16 protein-coding genes and 1 tRNA gene are annotated in these 19,391 nt (G+C 35.4%); 11 read left to right on the top strand and 6 right to left on the bottom strand.

Annotation, left to right across the window (positions count from 1 at the left end; all coding sequences use genetic code 11):
- Positions 1 to 25: 25 nt before the first annotated feature.
- Positions 26 to 99 (bottom strand) — tRNA-Arg (locus tag C1638_RS03060).
- A gap of 60 nt (positions 100 to 159) precedes the next feature.
- On the opposite strand from C1638_RS03060, the gene C1638_RS03055 reads away from it, so the two are divergent.
- Genes C1638_RS03055 through C1638_RS03045 form a run of 3 tightly spaced genes read left to right on the top strand, consistent with a single transcriptional unit; the run spans position 160 to position 3,937 of the window.
- Entirely contained in the window at positions 160 to 1,206 is a 1,047-nt protein-coding gene (locus tag C1638_RS03055; RefSeq protein ID WP_165826488.1) for an ABC transporter substrate-binding protein, read from the top strand.
- 42 nt (positions 1,207 to 1,248) lie between these two features.
- On the top strand, positions 1,249 to 1,893 hold the full coding sequence (gene mtgA, locus C1638_RS03050; protein ID WP_109618061.1) for a monofunctional biosynthetic peptidoglycan transglycosylase: 645 nt from the start codon (positions 1,249 to 1,251) through the stop codon (positions 1,891 to 1,893).
- A 13-nt stretch (positions 1,894 to 1,906) separates the two neighbouring features.
- Complete coding sequence (locus C1638_RS03045) at positions 1,907 to 3,937, top strand: transporter-like protein (RefSeq protein WP_109618059.1); 2,031 nt, start codon at positions 1,907 to 1,909, stop codon at positions 3,935 to 3,937.
- Between the two features lie 67 nt (positions 3,938 to 4,004).
- On the opposite strand, the gene C1638_RS22225 is transcribed toward C1638_RS03045, so the two are convergent.
- The 5 genes from C1638_RS22225 to C1638_RS03025 form a co-directional block, all read right to left on the bottom strand.
- Positions 4,005 to 4,169 (bottom strand): bacteriocin-like protein, encoded by a 165-nt coding sequence (locus tag C1638_RS22225; protein ID WP_165826487.1) that lies wholly within the window; start codon positions 4,167 to 4,169, stop codon positions 4,005 to 4,007.
- Positions 4,170 to 4,273: 104 nt separating this feature from the next.
- The gene (locus C1638_RS03040) at positions 4,274 to 4,567 is read right to left on the bottom strand and encodes a hypothetical protein (protein ID WP_109618057.1); all 294 of its coding nucleotides are present in this window, start codon (positions 4,565 to 4,567) and stop codon (positions 4,274 to 4,276) included.
- 7 nt (positions 4,568 to 4,574) lie between these two features.
- Entirely contained in the window at positions 4,575 to 5,243 is a 669-nt protein-coding gene (locus C1638_RS03035) for a hypothetical protein (protein ID WP_109618055.1), read from the bottom strand.
- Positions 5,240 to 6,319: a DNA replication/repair protein RecF gene (recF, locus tag C1638_RS03030; protein WP_109618053.1), complete on the bottom strand. Its 1,080-nt coding sequence runs from the start codon at positions 6,317 to 6,319 to the stop codon at positions 5,240 to 5,242. The genes C1638_RS03035 and recF overlap by 4 nt, the downstream gene beginning before the upstream one ends.
- Positions 6,320 to 6,322: 3 nt before the next feature.
- Entirely contained in the window at positions 6,323 to 7,078 is a 756-nt protein-coding gene (locus tag C1638_RS03025) for a UbiA prenyltransferase family protein (protein WP_109618051.1), read from the bottom strand.
- 18 nt (positions 7,079 to 7,096) lie between these two features.
- On the opposite strand from C1638_RS03025, the gene C1638_RS03020 reads away from it, so the two are divergent.
- The 8 genes from C1638_RS03020 to C1638_RS02985 all read left to right on the top strand — a co-directional run bounded on the left by C1638_RS03020 (position 7,097) and on the right by C1638_RS02985 (position 19,349).
- Entirely contained in the window at positions 7,097 to 13,024 is a 5,928-nt protein-coding gene (locus C1638_RS03020; protein ID WP_109618048.1) for an alpha-2-macroglobulin family protein, read from the top strand.
- A gap of 138 nt (positions 13,025 to 13,162) precedes the next feature.
- Positions 13,163 to 13,651 carry an ecotin gene (locus C1638_RS03015; RefSeq protein ID WP_109618046.1) on the top strand — a complete coding sequence of 163 codons (489 nt, stop codon included), beginning with the start codon at positions 13,163 to 13,165 and terminating at the stop codon, positions 13,649 to 13,651.
- A 360-nt stretch (positions 13,652 to 14,011) separates the two neighbouring features.
- Positions 14,012 to 15,430 (top strand): TolC family protein, encoded by a 1,419-nt coding sequence (locus C1638_RS03010; RefSeq protein ID WP_109618045.1) that lies wholly within the window; start codon positions 14,012 to 14,014, stop codon positions 15,428 to 15,430.
- An 11-nt stretch (positions 15,431 to 15,441) separates the two neighbouring features.
- On the top strand, positions 15,442 to 16,398 hold the full coding sequence (locus tag C1638_RS03005; RefSeq protein ID WP_109619068.1) for an HlyD family secretion protein: 957 nt from the start codon (positions 15,442 to 15,444) through the stop codon (positions 16,396 to 16,398).
- An 88-nt stretch (positions 16,399 to 16,486) separates the two neighbouring features.
- The gene (locus C1638_RS03000; RefSeq protein WP_109618044.1) at positions 16,487 to 17,689 is read left to right on the top strand and encodes an ABC transporter permease; all 1,203 of its coding nucleotides are present in this window, start codon (positions 16,487 to 16,489) and stop codon (positions 17,687 to 17,689) included.
- 298 nt (positions 17,690 to 17,987) lie between these two features.
- The gene (locus tag C1638_RS02995) at positions 17,988 to 18,443 is read left to right on the top strand and encodes a DUF1569 domain-containing protein (RefSeq protein ID WP_109618043.1); all 456 of its coding nucleotides are present in this window, start codon (positions 17,988 to 17,990) and stop codon (positions 18,441 to 18,443) included.
- Positions 18,444 to 18,453: 10 nt separating this feature from the next.
- On the top strand, positions 18,454 to 18,924 hold the full coding sequence (locus C1638_RS02990) for a hypothetical protein (protein WP_109618042.1): 471 nt from the start codon (positions 18,454 to 18,456) through the stop codon (positions 18,922 to 18,924).
- 53 nt (positions 18,925 to 18,977) lie between these two features.
- Positions 18,978 to 19,349: a VOC family protein gene (locus C1638_RS02985; RefSeq protein ID WP_109618040.1), complete on the top strand. Its 372-nt coding sequence runs from the start codon at positions 18,978 to 18,980 to the stop codon at positions 19,347 to 19,349.
- Positions 19,350 to 19,391 lie beyond the last annotated feature (42 nt).

Genomic DNA, 19,391 nt, shown 5'->3' with positions numbered 1-19,391 from the left:
TTTAACTGTTAACCTGTTATTAATGTGACCTCGACAGGATTCAAACCTGTAACCTTCTGAGCCGTAATCAGATGCGCTATTCAGTTGCGCCACGAGGCCTTGTGTTACCTTGTTGTTTAAGGGTTTGCAAATATAGCACTTTTTTCTTTTCTTTGAAAGATGAAACAGAAAATTTTACTTTTATTTACGGTATTTTCGCTAATTGCCTGTAAAAGAGAAACAAAAATTTCGTCCTCAGATTGGACAAATATCTCGAGTCGTACCCAATTTAAAGAACAAGACGGTGTCTTGGAACTAAAATCGGGAAATTTTACCTATAATTTTAATAAAAACCAAATTCCTTTCAAGAAAATTATCCTACTGAATGCAAGTATGGCAGGGTATATTTCAGAATTGGGAGCGGAAAACCTGATTATAGGAGTTTCAAGTCCGGAATATATTTATTCAGAAAAGATTCAGAACCTGCTTAAGGAGGGAAAGATTCAAAATGTGGGTAGCGAGCAGAAATACGATGTGGAAAAAATTATATCCATGAAACCGGATGCTATTTTCACCAATTATATTGCAAGTTTTGATAATACATATCAATTGCTGAAGAACAACGGAATTCAGGTCGTGTTTTTGGATGAGTATATGGAACAGCAGCCCTTGCAAAAGACAGCTTACATCAAGCTTTTTGGAGAATTTTTAGGAAAAGAAAAAGAAGCTAAAACCAAATATCAGGAAGTTGAGAAAAACTATAATGATCTGAAGCAATTGGCATTGAAATCAAAAGAAAAGCCTGTAGTATTGGCTAATGAAATGTACGGTGATGTCTGGTATCTTCCAGGTGGAAATACTTCTGTAGCACATTATATTGCTGACGCTAATGCGAATTATATTATGAAAGATAATAAGGAAGAAAAAGCCCTTACCATGAGCTTTGAGGAGGTATATGCCAAAGCAGGAGGTGTTCAGTACTGGGTAAATGCCGGAAGCCATACTTCAAAAAAAGAAATGCTGGGAATGAATCCTTTCTACGGAAAGCTGGATGTATTCAATAAAGGTAAAATTTATACCATTGCAGGAAAGGAAAAACAAAAAGCCAATGATTTCTTTGAAAGTGGAGTGGTAAGAGCTGATTTGATCCTGAAAGACTACATTAAAATCTTTCATCCTGAACTTTTGCCGGATTATCAACTTACCTATATGAAAGAGTTGCAGTAAATCGGAGTATTTGCTTATTTTTGCCTTTCCTTTTTAAAAGTTATGTGGAAAAAAATTAAACAGCTTATTTTCATCGTTCTTGTTCTGAACGTGGTTTTTATTATCTGGGGCAGATTTTTTAATCCGCCTATAACCCTTACACAGATAGGAGGCCTTTTTGAATACGGAAAACTACACAGAGACTATATTTCCTATGATGAAATGGGAAATAATGTGAAAAAGGCAGTAATAGCTTCTGAAGATCAGAAATTTTTTGATCATAACGGTTTCGATTATACAGCCATCGAAAAAGCTATGAAGCATAATGAGCAGGGGAAAAAAATAAGAGGTGGAAGTACCATTTCCCAGCAGACCGCAAAGAATGTTTTCCTTTGGCAGGGCAGGAGCTGGGTAAGAAAAGGATTAGAAGCCGTTTATACTTTTATTATTGAAAAAGTATGGAGTAAGGATATTATTCTGGAAAGATACCTGAATTCCATTGAAATGGGACAGGGAGTATTTGGTGTAGAGGCGGCAGCACAATATTATTTTGGAAAATCATCCCAAGATCTAAGTGCTTCAGATGCAGCATGGATTGCCGCTGTACTGCCCAATCCAAAGAAGTATGATCCAAGGAATCCATCCCCATATTTAAGAAAGAAACACAATTGGATCATGAGACAGATGAGGAATGTGAGTTTGAAATAGTATCTTTGTACTAATGAAATTCTTTAATTCCAGCACAAATTTTGAGTCAGTTCTTAAAAAATACTTTTCTTTTAAGAACGAAACACTTTCTTTAGAGCCTTTTGCAGAGTTTTTAGAGAGCGTTAAAAAGGCAGACTTTACAGATGTGCTCAATTTCCTTAGAAGCAATCCGAATTTTGCGGAAAACTTTAAGCTTTACATTCATAATATCTTTAAAGGGAGACCATTCAACCTGTCATTGACAGAAGCGAATATTCTTTCTGAAAATGCCTTTTTTCCGGAACTTAAAAAAAGAATTCTGAATAAAGTGTTACCACCCGTTGAAAATGAGAAAACGGTTTGGTATATGATTGATAATATAAGTCTTAGACCTAAAAAAGATCTTGAATATATTCATAATCTTCCTGAAAATGAGATCAATGAATTTTTGAATATTTTAGGAGCGGCAGACTTTATTACGAAGCCTAATGTGAAAAAGGAGCTTATCTTCTCGATGAATATCCTTTCCTGGAGGGTAACGGGAATGGCCATGGAAGTGGAAGTCGTGAGAATGGCACCACAGTACAGAAATCTGGATAACCCGTTTTTAGCCCTTCAAAATGAGCTGGAAACATTGGCAGAAGACTTAGTAAAAGATCCCGAATTGCAACTCCATTCCAAAGATAGCAGATACAAGCAGATTAAGATCTATGCAGGACAGTGTCAGGAGTTCGTTAATATCGCTTTTAAAAATTCTGCTAAATATGGTATTTCAGGGAAGATTAATCAATCCTTGCTGAAGATCAGACAACAGACCGATAGAATCTATGAGATCGTACAGCTTTTAGTGATTGATAATGAAGAGGACGTTCTTATTAAATCCAAGCAATTGGCTTTTAATATTTTGAACTATAAATCTCATAAGAACAACATTGCAGATCTTATCAATGACAGTACAAGGCTGATTTCTCACCTTATTACCAATCATACTGCAGAAGCCGGAACACACTATATCACTTCTACCAGAAAAGAATATATGACGATGTTCTATAAAGCCAGTGGTGGTGGAATTATTGTTGGGGCGCTTTGTGTATTGAAAATGCTCTATGGATATATTCCGGGAAGTGATTTTTCACACGCATTCCTCTATTCAATGAACTACGCCATGGGATTCATCATGATTTATCTGATGGGGTTTACGCTGGCAACAAAACAGCCGGCCATGACTGCTGCTACCATGACCAAGGTATTGTCTGAAGAGGGCAACAATAAAAGAAACAATACAGAATTTGCCCATCTTGTATCAAAGCTTTTCAGAAGCCAGTTTATTGCTTTTGTTGGGAATGTATTGCTTGCTTTTCCTATAGCTTTGGCTATTATTTACGGACTGGATGTATTTCTATCACAAAATTTAGCTGTAGACAGATCAGATAAATTATTAAAGGATCTTGATCCATTTAAATCCAAGGCGATTCTGCATGCAAGTATTGCAGGGTTTTACCTTTTTATTTCAGGAATTATTTCAGGAAATATCGGAAATAACTCAGTTTTCTATCAAATTCCTGAGAGGATAGCCAAAAACCTTTCTATCAGAAGTTTCTTCGGGAAAAAATTTGCAAAGGGTCTATCTAAGTATTATGCTAAAAACTGGCCGGGGATTGTTTCCAATTTTTGGTTCGGAGTTTTCCTTGGTGCTACAGCGCCTGTAGGAATGTTTTTTGGGCTTGATCTAGATATCAGACACATTACCTTTGCAGCCGGAAATTTTGCGCTGGGACTGTATGGAAAAGACTTCTCAGTAGACTCCTATACATTCTGGATGTCTTTTGTAACGGTTTTCTTAATCGGATTTTTCAACTTCCTGGTAAGTTTCAGTTTGTCTATGTTTCTTGCCTTTAGATCCAGAAAGATGAATTTCGGACAGGTGAGTGAGATCTACAAAGAGATTTTCAGATACTTTACGAAGCACCCATTGAAATTTTTCTTACCACTAAGCTCAGGACTCGATAAAAAAGCGGATGACCTAATGAGCAGTACGATTTCTAATAAATCAGAAGAACATTAATAAAAATAAAACGAGGCGATCTTATTGTTAAGATCGCCTCGTTTTATTTTAGTCTATTGTATAGCTTTTAAAGGCAATAAGGGAACTCCGGGCATTCTGCGGGTAATTGTTCCCAAAAGATGCATTGATTGGTATCTCCGCAGCTTACAAGACAACATACCATTTGCCCTGCACCCTGAATAGCTTTTAAATTGTTTCTGGATAATTTTTTTGATGTAAGTACTTTTTTCATGATGTAATAATTTTGTGAACCTTAAATATATTACATTATTTCTATATGTAGTGATATAATTATTGAGTAATTCTTACTTACAGCATAGATGAGCAGGGTAAATTCTAGAATATCTGAAGATCCTGAAACTGTTCTGCTCCAAATTTATCCTGAAACTTCTTCAGATAGAAAGTCTTACGCATTTTAAAATCATTCTTAAGCAATGGAGAATCAATTTTAATAATAATGCATTTATTTTCAATATTCACGCTTTTGATCTCACGGAAAAGGCTTTCATCAAGATAATCCTCAAGGAAGTCTTTAATGTCAAAAGCTATCAGTTTATCTTCAAAACCATAGATTCTTGCAAAAGATTTTACAAGTTCAGAGGATTGATATTCACGTTTTTTCTTCTTCATTTTACTTTTACTGTACGTATTCGGTTGTTAAACCTTTATTTTTAAAAAACTTCTCCAGATCAGGATAAAGAAATTCGCAGGTCTCGAAAGAATCCATCATATTTTTTGGAGATGATTCTATTCCGGAGCATTCAAAACAAATCTCAAAATAAGCAAAAACCTTATCATGTTCATCATAAAACAAGATGGCATTCCTAGGAAAAAAACATCCGCTCTGAGAAGTATAGGAAACATAATATTTGTGGCAGGTATTATACAGAACATCACTGAGTTCAGAAATTTCAGTTAATGTAAGAGTTTTTGACTCTTGTATACCTTGATGACTGCTATCCTTAATAAGGTCTTCTATTTCAACAGATTTATATTTTTTAAGATTCTCATAATATGTGTTTAGATTAATGGAATCCTGCTTAGTTATCGGCGGCGGGGGAGGCGGTGTATAACCCTTTGCTCCCTTATATTTTAGGTTGTAGGAAATAATTTTAATCTTGGTAGCCTTATCAAACGGAAATCTGGACACCCTTTTTTGTAAAGGAATAGATTTAAAGTTTTTATTAATTTCACCATGCTGGTATCTGTGGATTTCAGCAAGTAAATCTTTCGCTTTCTTCTTTTTTTGGCTGTATGAAAACGTAAATAATAGTGAAAATACGATGATAAATACCCTTGAGATCATACCTCAAATATAATACTTTCCTCATTAATTTTTTTCACCACACTTTCAGTTCGCTCTCTGTGAGTATCCGTAATGAATATCTGTCCAAAGCTTTCCTTGTTCACCAATTCAATTAATTGAGAAACTCTGGTATCATCAAGTTTGTCAAAAATGTCATCCAATAAAAGAATTGGGGTTTTCTTGGTAAGTTCCTTAACAAGGCTCATCTGAGCAAGTTTAAGTGAAATAAGGAATGACTTCTGCTGTCCCTGCGAACCAATTTTCTTGATGAGAACATGATCCATCTCAAAAAGAAGATCGTCCTTGTGAATTCCCTTTGAAGTATAAGTGAGCATACGGTCTTTTTCAATGCTTCCTTTTAAAAGCTCTGCAAAAGAATTTTCCAGTAAATGAGATTCATAAATGACTGAAACCGTCTCTTTTCCTCCGGAAATAATTTGATAAAAATTCTTTACAATAGGATTTAATTGTTCTACAAATACTTTTCTTTTATTAAAAATTTTTGTTCCAAATCGAGCGATCGGTTCATCGTAAATTTCCAAAGAATCCTTATCCCATGTTCTGTTTTTAGCAAAATATTTCAATAATGCGTTTCTCTGCTGAATGGTTTTTTGGTATTGTATCAGATCAAAAAGATATTCGGAATCCGTTTGAGAAATCATGGAATCTAAAAACTTTCTTCTGCTTTCTCCAGAGTCTGAAATCAGGTTGGAGTCATAAGGAGAAATCATTACACTGGGTAAATAACCAATATGATCAGCAAGCCTGTCATAGCTTTTGTCATTTTTTTTGATGATTTTTTTGGCTTCTTTAGGCTGAGTAATTCTTATGATATCTTCACTGTCTTCGTTCTGGATTTCAGCATCAATAGTGAAAAAATCTTCTTCTCTTTTGATGTTGTTCAGATCCGTATTTCCTAAAAAACTTTTCCCTACCGATAAATAATGAAGAGCATCCAGAATATTGGTCTTTCCCGCACCATTATTGCCCACAAAACAGTTGATCTGCGGGGAAAATTCAAATTTTTTCTCAGAGTGGTTCTTGAAATTGTAAAGGGAAAGCTTCTTGATAATCATTCGTCAAAAATACTCCATTATTAGTAGAAATAAAAAAGGAAGTGCTGAACAAGTTTCCACACCGAATGAAAAATAAGCGTCATCTCTTTTATTTTCAGATAAATAAATAAGAATATAAGTGATAATTGTAGATAAAAAAAATGAAATGACATAAAGAGGCTTAAGGTAAAAAATAGCTATAAGACTGCTTATGAAGACAAGGGCATAGGCAATGTATTTTGTATTTTGAATGCCTATTAACATGGGGAAAGTCTTTACGGTATCACTATTCATATCCCGAATGTCAAATGGAAGTACCAATGCCGTGATATAGAAAAAACTGATCAGGAAAATGGGAAGACTGAATTCCGGAAGAGTGAGCCAGCAGTTAACCAATGCCCAAACCAATCCCACATAGAATACTTTTAAAAGAGGAATTTTTCGGATATAAATATCAAGAAAAAAACTGTTGTAGAGCAATCCTAAAACAACAATTACAAACCACTTTAACAGTCTTATTTCATTATGATTGTGAATGATCAGAAAAGCACAGACAATTCCTGCAACCGCATTTAAAACCAGAATTTTGAAAAAATGCTTGGTGTATTGATATTTAGTATAAAGATACCCACTGAAATAGGTGATGAAAATTAGAAGAACAGTAGGCAAACGGAATGTGTTTTGCTCTTTCATGAAAAATACTGCAAAAAGAGTTCCCATTAAGGATACGTAAACTTGACTGTCTATAACGGATTTTTTCAGTATTTTTAAAATGTTCATTTATCAAATTTAATATATATGAAAAGATTTTCCAAGATATTTATGCTTTCGCTTTTATCGCTAGGCTTTTCACCGGTTTTTGCACAGAAATATTACGATGACCAGTGGAAAAAAATAGCAGAAAATAGTCAGAAAGGAGCTTATAAATCTAATCTTCCCATTATTTTGGACCTAGAAAACAAAGCTATGAAAGAAAATAATACAATTCAGCTGATCCGTTCCCTGAAAGCAGAGTTCAGTATTGTAAAGCAAACCGTAGACGATGATAAGAATGATTCGGCTTCAAAGTTCTTCAGCAAACTTCAAGATGCTGAGGGAAAATTGAAAGGAGAAGAGAAACTAGTTTATCAAGTTCTTTTGAACGGTTTTTTTCTGGATTATTACAACCAGAATTATTGGAAAATCAATGGAAGAACTAATATCAATACACAAGATGTTTCACAGATTGAAACATGGTCAAAGCTTGATTTTAAAAATTATTTAACCAAAAACTATCAGAAACTGGATCAGCAGAAACAGGAACTGAAAAAGACATCATTGGAAAAGTATAAAGCTTTGTTTTCAGAGATAAAGGATATTGCTTACTTTCCAAGCCTTTACGATTGGTATGCTCTTAAAAAGGTTAGCTTTTTATCAGAGAGTAATCTTTTTACCAAAAATGAGCTTACAGAAAACCGTACCTCAATTAATGCCATCTTTGATGACTTGATTGCCTCAAACAACGGAAATCCCAAGCTGTATTTCATGAAAGAAAAATTGGTTGATAACTGCAACTTCAATCAATGTAAAGATAAGCTTGAACAGCTTCAGAATCTTGCCAAATCTAATGTAGAGGGTGATTACAAAGTACTGATCATGGAAGATATCATGACTGAACTTGTCATGAAAGATAAATTTAAGGAAGCACTTGCTATTGCAGAACAGGCAAAAAGCGAGTATCCGAAGTCTCCTTTCATCGGAAATATTAAAAGTAAGGAAACACAGATTAAAAATCCGTCGTTAACCATTAAATATGAAAAGCAGACCCAAAATAATCTGCCTATTCATTTTGTAGCAGAATCTCAAAATGTTACAGATTTTTCTTTAAACATTTATGAAGTAAAAGAGGATTTTGCATCATTGATGAAATATATGCAGAATTCTTATGGAAGTACGAACTTTAAAAATATAAAAAAGAGTCTGGTAAGAAAAGAAAACTATCAGCTTTCAGATGCTAAAGATTATAAACTTCACAAAACTTCATTGGAGATTAAACCACTTCCATCAGGAATTTATGTTGTAGAATATTCAGTAGACGGTGAAAATGATAAAACTAATGATATTGATTCCCAACAGAATTTTTACTTCATTGTTTCCGGAAGCAAGATCATTTACCAAAATAAGTCTTCTAAAAACTCGCTGTCTGATGAATTGAAATTGGTTAACAGTGAAAACGGAAAACCTGTCATAAGTGAAAACCTTACTTTTCATGAATTTGCAGGTAATAACTCGATTAACAAACTTACAGGTAAAACCAACGAAAAAGGAGTTTTCCAACTTCCTGTTACTGCGAGTAAAGAATATTATAGAACTTTCCTTATCCAACAGCCAAAGACCAATGATTTTCAGATCATGCAGGTTTATGGAAGCCGAGGCAGCACAGAAGATTATAATCCAAACAAAGAATCCCGTACTAAGGCACAAATCTTCACAGACAGAGCCATCTACCGACCGGGGCAGATTGTATACTTCAAGGTAGTGAATACGCAGCTGAATAAGGAAATAGAGTCTGTAGTTTCAGGATTACAGCAAAAAATAACCTTATTGGATGCCAATAATCAGGAAGTTTCTTCACAAAAATTTACGACCAATGAATTTGGATCTTATCATGGAAGTTTTACCTTACCAAAAGGAAAACTAAACGGGGTTTTCTATCTGAATACGGATGGCAAAAGTGATGGGTATAAAGATATCAGGGTAGAGGAATACAAGAGACCAAAGTTTGAAGTAACCTTTGAGCCTGTAAAAGACGAATATAAATATGGTCAGACCATAGAACTTAAAGGGAAAGCTACGATGTTCTCCGGTGTAGCATTAAGCAATACCACGGTAAACTACGAGATCAAGAAACATAATATCAGATGGAGATATTTCTGGTGGTATCCAAGAGGTGACGACAATGAAAATTCAATTCTGGGAGAAGCTAAAACCAATGAAAAAGGAGAATTTGTTATTCGTCTGGATCTAAAGAAAGATGAAAAACTAGAGGGAATACAGATTGATAATTATGAAATCAATGCTTCTGTTACAGATATTAATGGCGAAACACAGTCTGCCAATACACAGCTGAGTGTGGCTTCAGTTTCTCATTACATTAAAGCAGATGATGTTAAAAATGCTTTTAGTGATGAAAATGTAAAGCTTAAAGTAGAAACAAAAAATTATAACGAACAAAATCTTAAAAAACCATATCAGGTGAAGTTGTCAAAGCTGGCAGCTCCGGACAGGATTTTTAGAAATAATTTTAAATCAGAAGTTCAAAATTTACCGAAATACTCAAAAAATGAATTTATCAGCAAGTTTCCACACGACATGTTTGATAAAAATGATGAGATTAAAAACTGGAAAACAGAAAAAGTAATTACGGATAGACAACAACCGGCGTCAACGGATAACACTCAACTTTCGACCAGCCTTGATTTAGGGAAGCTGGAAGCCGGAGATTATCAGCTGGAATTGTTCAATATTGAAGGAAAAGACACCATAAAATCAGCCCAATACTTCAGTGTTTGGGATAAAAATTTGCTGAAACCGGCTCAAAAAACATTCCTTACGGTAATTGCTCCAAAAGATGAGGTAACAAGAGGTGAGAAAACAAAAGTTTATGTGTATTCTGCGGTTCCTGATGCTTTGGTAAATGTTTTTGTTCAGGATGGATCTGGAAAAACCATTTCAGAAACCCATCAGCTGAAAAATGGAATTTTAGAGTATACCGCCAATATTCCAAAAGAGAAGAGTGTATCAGAACTTAACCTTCAGTTTCAATTGGTTGCATTTAATGATGTGGAAACACAGAGTGCAGCCCTGAAAATAAAAGATACAGAGAAGCCTTTAAAAATAGAAACAGTTACTTTCAGAGATAAACTGGAGCCTAATTCAAAAGAAAAATGGACCATTAAAGTTACCGGAAATGATAAGGAAAAAGTAAATGCAGAGGTATTGGCCAATATGTATGATATGTCTCTGGATCAGTTTGCTGTAAATAAATATAACTGGGAGAAGTTATACACGCCATTTACAATGATTTCATCTTACACTATGCAGGATTATTTGTTGCAGAAAAGATATCAGAAAAGACAGGAATACTATAATGGGAATTATGTTGAAGTTCCTAATTTTAACTGGTTTGATGGCAGCCTATACTATAATCTAGGTGGGAATGCTGTAAGAAGCCCAAGAAAACGCGGCGCTTTACCTCCGGCTCCTTCCGCTAGATCTAAAGATACCGTTTCATCTAAAAATATTGAGGAGGTTGTTGTAAAAGCATATGCTGTGGAAAGAAAGGAATCACTTGCTGGCTCAGTGGCGGGAATTAGTGTTGCTGCAGATGCAGCTGTAGAACAATCTCAACAAAAAGAATCTTTAGAAAAAGTTCCTGTACGCCAAAACTTAAGTGAAACAGCATTCTTCTATCCGAATCTAAAAACCGATGCAGAAGGCAATGTAAGCTTTGAATTCATATCACCGGAAGCTCTTACAAAATGGAAGCTGATGTTCCTTGCTCATACCAAGGATGCCAGAGCTGCTACCCAGGAAAAAGAAGTGGTAACACAGAAAGAATTCTCTGTAACGCCAAACTATCCTAGATTCTTAAGAGAAGGGGATGAATTGAACTTACAGTCAAAATTGTCAAACCTTACCGATAAAAAACTGAGTGGTTCTGCAGAATTACAGATTCTGGATGCATTCACAAACGAAAATATCTCTTCAAAATTTGGTGTTGCTTCAGGAGCTCAAAATTTTGATCTGACTGAAAACGGAAACGGTGCATTAACGTGGAAGTTAAAAGTTCCAAACAATGTTTCTTCAATCATTTTAAAAGTGGTGGCTAAAGCAGGAGCCTATTCTGATGGAGAACAGCAGGCGGTTGCCGTGTTACCGAACAGAATGCTGGTTACCGATGCTGTTCCTGTTTTTGTAAAAGAAGGAGAAACCAAAACATTTGTTTTGGATAACCTTAAAGATGCTACTTCAACAACTATTTCAAATGTTTCCAATACATTGGAATTGACTACCAATCCAATCTGGGAAATTATGTTCGCTCTTCCTAGCTTGAAGAGTGACCAAAATAGTTCTGCAGATGTTATCTTCAACAAATGGTTTGCAGATGTACTGGCTTCAGAAATATTTAAGGCCAATCCGAAAATGAAAACTATTTTCGAAGAATATCAAAGCAAAGGATTATTAAACTCAAACCTTGAAAAAAATCAGGAGCTGAAACAACTTTTATTGGAAGAAACCCCTTGGGTGTTGGACAGTAAGAATGAGAATGAACAAATGCAGAAACTGGCACTCTTATTTGATGCCAATACAATGAAAAATTCTATCAGCCAGGATTGGGATGAATTTAAAAAATTACAAAATCCGGATGGTGGGTTCTCATGGTATCCGGGATATCCAAGTTCTTACGGAACATCATTGTACATCCTTAAAAGCCTTGGAAAGATCAATTCCTGGTTAAAAGATAATGTAGAGGATTATCAAGGTTCGGAACAAAAAGAACTGGTAGCAAAATTAATTCAGTATGTGGATACTGAAATCAGTAAATATTCAGATACTAAAAAAGTAAATGTATGGAGCAATTGGGTTCTTGATTATCTTGATACCCGAAACTACTGGGAAAAGCAATATCCTTTAAAAGGAAAAGGTGCCACCCTGAAATCTCTGGTGAAGCAACAAGCAAAAACAGCTAAGATCACTGATTTTACGTTCTTCGGACTTCATCGTGCTGCTTTATTAATGAATGATTACGGAATAAAAGAGGTTTCAGATAAACTGATGACTTACCTTAAAGAAACCTCTACAGATACCAAAACACAAGGTGTTTACTGGAAACAGAATCTGAATGACTGGGGGTGGTTCGGTTCAAAAGTAGTCAACCATGCAGGAGCATTGGAAACTTTCAATAAGCTGAAATCTAATGATCAGAACTTTATTGAAGAAATGAAGATCTGGCTAGTAACACAGAAAGAAGTAAATTCATGGGGTAGCTCAAGAGGAACTTCAGAAGTGATCTTTACGATCCTAAACTCAGGGAAATCATGGACAGGTGCAGAAAGTGACAAAGCAACCATCGTTTGGGGCGGAAAAGAGCTTATTCCTCAAACTCAGGCAACAGGCTATGTGAAGTCAGCTGTGAAAACAGAAACTGTAGACAAAAACCTGGCTACAGTAACGGTTACAAAACCAGGTCCTGGAATTGTTCAGGGAGGATTATTCTGGCAGTATTATGAAGATCTGGATAAAATAAAATCATCTGAAAATTATATTTCCGTAACCAAGGAACTTTATAAAAAAGTGAAAACCGTAAACGGGGAAGAACTTCAGAAGATTTCACCGGAAACACCATTGAAGGTAGGAGATAAGGTAACCGTAAGAATGATATTAAATACAGACCGTGCCATGGAATTTATTCACATTAAAGACATGCGTGCTGCAGGATTTGAACCATTAAACGCATTGTCCGGATATCAATGGAAAAATAATCTGGGGTATTATCAGTCTACAAAAGATGCCTCTACCAACTTCTATATTCAATATATGCCAAAAGGAAAATATGTATTTGAGTACGACGTGGTAGCCAATGCATCAGGTAAATTCTCAAACGGAATTACAACGATGCAGAATTACTACGCACCGCAAATGAATGCACATACAAAAGGAAGCAATGTTGCAATTTCAGAATAACTTATAAGCATAAAACTGTAGTAATTTTTACTGCAGTTTTTTGTTTGAAAATTGTAAATAAAAAAACATCAAACAATTGTTTAGTTTTGGAATGGTTTTTGGAATTAAAATAGTATCAATTAAAAAAATTATTAAAAGATGAAATTTTCAAAAATTTTAATTACCGGATTGGTGTTAATGGCAGGAGTAAGTGCTTTCGGACAAACGAAAGGTCAAAAGTTTGAAAAACTGCAAATTGAAATGTTCCCAAAAGCTAAAGAAGGATACAAGCAAGTATATATTCAGCTACCCGTAGCGAAAAATGAAAATGATTTAAAAGTTGAAGTTTTTGTTGGCGCTGAGAAAATGTTGGATTGTAACAACTACTTTCTGATGGGAGAGATGAAAACTCAGGATCTTCAGGGGTGGGGGTACAACTATTATGAAGTAGAATCTAAAGGAGAAACAGCTGGAACATTAATGGGTTGTCCGGGGCAGAAACTTTCTAAAAAGTTCGTTAGTCTTAAGCCGGAAATCGTAAGATACAACAGTAAATTACCATTGGTATTCTATGTTCCAAAAGATATAGAAGTACGTTACAGAGTTTTACGTCCGGATGCTGCAATGAAAAAAGCAGTTCAAAAGTAAAATCAGCTTATTATAATTATATAGAAAACTCCTCACAGTGATGTGGGGAGTTTTCATTTGTAGTGCTTAAGGCCTTAAATTTTAATCTTTGGGAAACAATCCTGTTTTTATTTAATCTTATCCAAAAAAGTTCCTGTTTTCAAGACTCAGAGAATCCGGAAAAGGAAGAGTAAAAGTAGAGTTAAATTTTTTTTCAAGTTTTTTAGTTTTTAATTAAGATTTAAACGGTCTTGATAAGACTTTATTTTAAAGAGCTTTATACTTAAACGTATTTTAAACTTGTTGTAAATAGATGTTTATATTTGCTAATCTGTGAGTATTTTAACAATTTTTGCATTATATTTGTTATAAACATAAACCATGAAAAACAATTTATTGATTTTTACGTTTAGTTTTTTTGCTTTTCCTGCTTTTGGCTGGGCACAGTCTGCGCCGGATTTTAAAGAACTTCTGGATAGTGCTATGGTTCGGGACTCGAACCTTAAAATGCAGATTACCCAAAATAAGCTTACCGATCTCGACGAACATAAACTAAAAGATATCTTTCTTCCTACCCTGGAATTAAGCGGTAAGGCTGGCTATCTTAATGGAACAGCAAGACTGACGTCACCAGAAATTAATCTGGCCCCTTTTATTAATATCCCTGAGGGAAGTTTCAACAATAACTTTAATGTTTCTGGGTTTTCAGGCGTTGCCAAGGCAGATGCCAAAATGCTTCTGTATTCCGGAGGAAAGGTAAAATACCTTAAAAAAGCAGTTGAAGAAAAGAAAAAATCTGAGGATATTCTCTTGGAAAAAACCAGAGATGAGGTTATGGCTACTATTTCCAAAGCCTATGATCAGCTGGCATTGATCCATCAATCTAAAAAGGTTCTTGACGAAAGTAAAAAAAGGCTGGACATCAATAAAAAGACTGCGGATAAAGCATTAGGCTATGGCTTAATCACTCCTTACGATCATAAAAAAATAGAACTGGCCCAAGCAACTTTAGATGCGAAAGTGGTAGAATATGAAGGGAAAAAAGAATTGCTTCTTACCCAGCTTTATATTTTAACGGGAATCAATAGAGATCGTCTGAGAATGATAGATCCGATATTGTCTCCTGTAGAATTGCTTGCCGCTGAAAAAGGAATAGAGCAAAGAGCTGAAATCCGTGCGTTGGAACATGGAATTAATGCTGCAAATTATAAAATAAAGGCAGAAAAAACATGGATGATTCCAAAGGTACAGTTGATGGCTTCTGCTTACTATATCGGGCTTTACGGAAACCGAATTAAAAGCTCTGAAAACGTAGTTCCGGCAGTTCCTGCACTTGGATATGAAGGTAAAAAGCTGGATTGGAGTCCCAATAACATTAATGTTTTTCCATTAATTACAGCGGGAATTGGATTCAAATGGGAGATTTTTGACGGAAAAGAAGGAAAGCATGCCGAAGAAACGGCCAAGGTTGGAAAAGAAGTATTGCAGAATCAGAAAGAAGATGCATTGAAAAAGCTAAGCCTGAATTTGGCAAACAATCAAACCAATTATGATATTGCTACCGCACAGATTGCATTAAAGGCTAAGCAAAAAGAATTGGCAAAAAGTGCACTGGTACAAGCTGAAAAAGAATTCAGATACGGAATGAGCAAATCATCACAGCTTATTGATGCAGAAAATGATCTCGAAGCAGCAGAACTGGATTACCAGAACGCAATTTTCAATCAGAGAAGAGCAGGAATAGAGCTGATGAGATCTACTCAGGAGCTGGATATCACCAAATTTTATTTAATCCCTTAAAAATTAAAATGATGCATAAAAATATATCTATACTCATTGCTTCTCTGTTTTTATTGGGAAGCTGCGACAAAAAAAATGAAAAAATAAAGGAACCGGAAGGAAAGACCAAAAAGGACGTAATCTCTTTTGCCCCAAAGGTTACCGGAAGAATTCTAAAAATATACGTTTCTGAAGGACAAACTGTAAAAAAAGGAGATACACTGGCACAACTTGATGTTCCGGAGGTCTCTGCTAAAATAGCACAGGCTCAAGGTGCCGTAAATGCTGCTACAGCACAGGAACAAATGGCCAAAAACGGCGCTACACCCGATCAGTTGAGACAGCTTCAGGCAAAATATAAAGGACTGAAAGAGCAGTATGATTTTGCACAAAAATCCTATAGAAGAGCTAACAATATGTTCCGTGATAGTTTAATGTCTCCACAGGCACACGATGAGGTGTATGCAAAACTTCAGGGAGCAAAGGCCCAATATGATGCCGTGGTGGCAGAATTGGATGATGTGAACAGAGGAACCCGCTTCGAAAAGGTAGAAATGGCAGCTGGGCAGGCTTCCCAGGCTAAGGGAGCTTTGCAGGAAGCTAATGTAGCATACTCTGAAAGATACATCATTGCGACTAATGACATGGATATTGAAACCATAAGTTTGAATACCGGTGAATTGGCAACGGCAGGTTTTGCATTATTCAATGGGTATATTCCTGAAAGTACTTATTTCAGATTTACTGTTCCTGAAAGTGCTATTTCAAAATATAAAAAAGGGCAGAATGTCAATATGCAGGTGGTTTATAACAAAGAAAATCTGGAAGGAAGTGTTGTTTACATTAAGCAATTGACCAGATATGCAGATATTACTACCGCTTATCCTGACTATCAGTTGCAGGATGCAATCTATGAGATCAAGGTAAAACCTAAGGATATGAATAAAGCAAAAAGCCTTTTGGTGAATGCGAATGTTATCCTGAAATAATCTGAAACGAAATAGGATGGCTCCTTTCTTCATGAAATTTTTTATGTATGAAGTTCCATCTGGTCATTTAAAATATTAAAATATACAGATGAAAGAATTTTTCCGTCTTTTAAAACGTGAGTTCAAGCTTTTTATCGGCAATTCTACCTTAAGGACTGTGTTCTTTTTGGCTCCAGTTTTTTATGCAACCTTGCTGGGGTTTGTTTACAAAAGCGGAAAAGTGGAAAATACACCTGTATTGGTTATTGATAGAGATAATACACCATTGTCTAACCAATTAACGGAAATGCTGGGTGATAATAAAAGCATTAGCATTATCAAATATATTCAGGAGCCATTGAGCATAAAAGATGAAGTGATTAAGCATGAAGCAGCAGCTATTGTGATTATTCCATCCCGATTTGAAGGAGATATGCTTCAGAAAAAATACCCTGAACTGAATGTTTATATCAATACGGGAAACGTGTTGACGGCTAATTTTGCCTCCAAAGCATTACAGCTTACCATAGGAACATTTTCTGCCGGAGCATCCATAAAGGCCTTACAAAAAGCAGGAATGCCTGCAGCAAAGGCTGCAACACAATATGAGCCTTTCAAGGCCAATTATATTACGCTTTTCAACACCACCGGAAATTACCTTATATTTATGTGGCCTGCAATGCTGGCTGTGGTACTGCAACAGGTTATTTTGCTGGCAATGGCAGTAAGTTTTGCTGCTGAATTTGAAAGAGGATCTTTTGTAAAGGAATACAGAAAAATGAAAAAATGGGCATTCCCGACCATGCTTATCAAGGTAATCCCGATCTGGATATCTTCTATTCTGATTGTAGGGGTTTATTACTTCATGCATATGATTTTCAGGGTTCCGATGCCGGAGGGAATACTTAATTTTATTCTTCTTACGGCCGTTTTTGTAGGTTCAGCTTCGTTCCTTGGTGTATTCATCAGTATACTGATTCCGGATGCATTGAAAGCAACACAAATCCTTATGGTAATAGCCTCTCCTGCGTTTATCATCAGTGGTTTTACATGGCCTTTAAGTGCGATGCCTGCATTTGTACAGTTTATCGCCAATATCATTCCGCTAACTCCCTTTTTACAGGCTTTTAAAATCTTATTGATTCAAAAAGGATCTGTAGAACTTACTTTCCCATATTTGGAACACTTAAGTATTCTTTTGGTAGTGTATGCTATTATAGGATGGATTGCCTTAAAGATCAAGCTTTGGTTTATCTTCAAAAAAGCCGCTCCACAGGAAATTGCAGCAGAAGGAACTTCTGAGGAGGAGTAATGGGTTGGCAAAATGTAATCCCTAAATCACCTTTCAATATTCGATTTGCTACTTCTCCAGAGGATATAAATGGGTATATATCGAACGGTTTTCCTCATAGAAATAATAAATAAGAAAATAGAAGCTATGACTCATTGTCGTAGCTTTATTCTTATCCATTCTGATGCGTGAAGTTTCTCAAACCCTATTACTTTCGAATTTTCAAACACGAACCTAAAACGTTGTAACGAAATATTCATTTCAATATAAAATCAAACAAAAAAACTAATATATTTGTCTATAGTTAATTAGAAAGTATATGGAAAATGTATTTGACGCAAAAGATGCTCAAAACTATATTGATAGAATAAACAGACTTATAGAAGACACGCATGGATTATGGGGGAAAATGACAGTGGACCAGATGTTAGCTCACTGTTCTGTAACCTATGAAATGATATACGAACCAGAAAAACATAAAAAACCGGGATCCATTGCAAAATTTATTCTAAAAACCTTTGTAAAGCCAAAGGTGGTAGGTGAAAAAGCATACCCAAGAGATTCCCCAACTGCACCTCAGTTTTTAATAACAGGAAGAAAAAGCTTTGAAGAAGAAAAAGTAAGACTGATTGGTTTTATTCAGAAGACTCAACAATTAGGAGCGGAGGCTTTTGATGGTAAAGAATCTTTCTCCTTCGGTAAATTAAAAGCTCAGGAATGGAATAATATGTTTGCAAAGCATCTTAACCATCACCTGGCACAATTTGGAGTTTAAAACACACTGTATGAAAAAACTTTTATTGCTCTTCTTACTGGCTGCTAATTTTGTTTTGGGGCAGATGCCGGATATTTCAAACACATGGCTGAATAACAGCAAACCTTATATAGGAACGATTGGGAATAAGGGACAGGAACTGAAACTTAAAATCAATATTTCTGAACAGAATAAGAAGAATGATCAGGAGTATTTTGTTTCAGGATATTCTCTTGTAGGTGCCAATTATGCAAAATTTGAAGGGAAAATTACTATTTCAAAATATAAGGATTCCAAAAGACAGGGAACGGTGTTTGGGGAATATGAATTGGCTGAAGAGAATAAAGGAAAACATTCAGGAGTCTTTAAAGGACGATTTGTTTATAATTTTAAATGGAATAAAAAAACAGAGAAAATCGAGGGACAGTATATAGAATTTATAGGCGACTGGAAAAGCTATGATGAAACCCTGGAATTCAAAACTCATTTGAAAAATCAATAATCACTAAAAGGAGTTGACCTTTTTAGACTTAACCTCAACTTTAAACAATACATATGAAACTAGGAGCATTTTCAATCAGCTTAAGTGTAAAAGATCTTCAGAAATCCAAGGATTTTTATGAAAAACTAGGCTTTACAACAATGGCCGGAAGTACAGAGCAAAACTACCTGATCATGAAAAACGGATCTAATTTAATAGGCCTTTTTCAGGCAATGTTCGACGGGAATATGCTTACTTTCAATCCCGGATGGGATCAAAATGCACAGAATCTTGAATCCTTTGATGATGTACGTGAGATTCAGAAGCGTTTAAAGAAAGAGGGAATCGAAATTGATAAAGAAGCTGATGAAACCACTTCAGGACCGGAGCATATCTACCTGAAAGATCCGGATGGAAACATGATCCTGATAGACCAACATAGATAAAGGTCTGTTTACAATAGAAACTCATTAAAACTTAACTCATAA

Origin of the sequence: Chryseobacterium oncorhynchi, assembly GCF_002899895.1 — a bacterium.
GTDB lineage: Bacteria > Bacteroidota > Bacteroidia > Flavobacteriales > Weeksellaceae > Chryseobacterium > Chryseobacterium oncorhynchi.
This window is presented reverse-complemented; position numbering and strand designations above follow the sequence as displayed.

Bases quoted from the DNA above. Each gene is read 5' to 3' on its own strand.
- C1638_RS03055 (WP_165826488.1), top strand. From the start codon at position 160: ATGAAACAGAAAATTTTACTTTTATTTACGGTATTTTCGCTAATTGCC.
- mtgA (WP_109618061.1), top strand. From the start codon at position 1,249: ATGTGGAAAAAAATTAAACAGCTTATTTTCATCGTTCTTGTTCTGAAC.
- C1638_RS03045 (WP_109618059.1), top strand. From the start codon at position 1,907: ATGAAATTCTTTAATTCCAGCACAAATTTTGAGTCAGTTCTTAAAAAA.
- C1638_RS22225 (WP_165826487.1), bottom strand. From the start codon at position 4,169: ATGAAAAAAGTACTTACATCAAAAAAATTATCCAGAAACAATTTAAAA.
- C1638_RS03040 (WP_109618057.1), bottom strand. From the start codon at position 4,567: ATGAAGAAGAAAAAACGTGAATATCAATCCTCTGAACTTGTAAAATCT.
- C1638_RS03035 (WP_109618055.1), bottom strand. From the start codon at position 5,243: ATGATCTCAAGGGTATTTATCATCGTATTTTCACTATTATTTACGTTT.
- recF (WP_109618053.1), bottom strand. From the start codon at position 6,319: ATGATTATCAAGAAGCTTTCCCTTTACAATTTCAAGAACCACTCTGAG.
- C1638_RS03025 (WP_109618051.1), bottom strand. From the start codon at position 7,078: ATGAACATTTTAAAAATACTGAAAAAATCCGTTATAGACAGTCAAGTT.
- C1638_RS03020 (WP_109618048.1), top strand. From the start codon at position 7,097: ATGAAAAGATTTTCCAAGATATTTATGCTTTCGCTTTTATCGCTAGGC.
- C1638_RS03015 (WP_109618046.1), top strand. From the start codon at position 13,163: ATGAAATTTTCAAAAATTTTAATTACCGGATTGGTGTTAATGGCAGGA.
- C1638_RS03010 (WP_109618045.1), top strand. From the start codon at position 14,012: ATGAAAAACAATTTATTGATTTTTACGTTTAGTTTTTTTGCTTTTCCT.
- C1638_RS03005 (WP_109619068.1), top strand. From the start codon at position 15,442: ATGCATAAAAATATATCTATACTCATTGCTTCTCTGTTTTTATTGGGA.
- C1638_RS03000 (WP_109618044.1), top strand. From the start codon at position 16,487: ATGAAAGAATTTTTCCGTCTTTTAAAACGTGAGTTCAAGCTTTTTATC.
- C1638_RS02995 (WP_109618043.1), top strand. From the start codon at position 17,988: ATGGAAAATGTATTTGACGCAAAAGATGCTCAAAACTATATTGATAGA.
- C1638_RS02990 (WP_109618042.1), top strand. From the start codon at position 18,454: ATGAAAAAACTTTTATTGCTCTTCTTACTGGCTGCTAATTTTGTTTTG.
- C1638_RS02985 (WP_109618040.1), top strand. From the start codon at position 18,978: ATGAAACTAGGAGCATTTTCAATCAGCTTAAGTGTAAAAGATCTTCAG.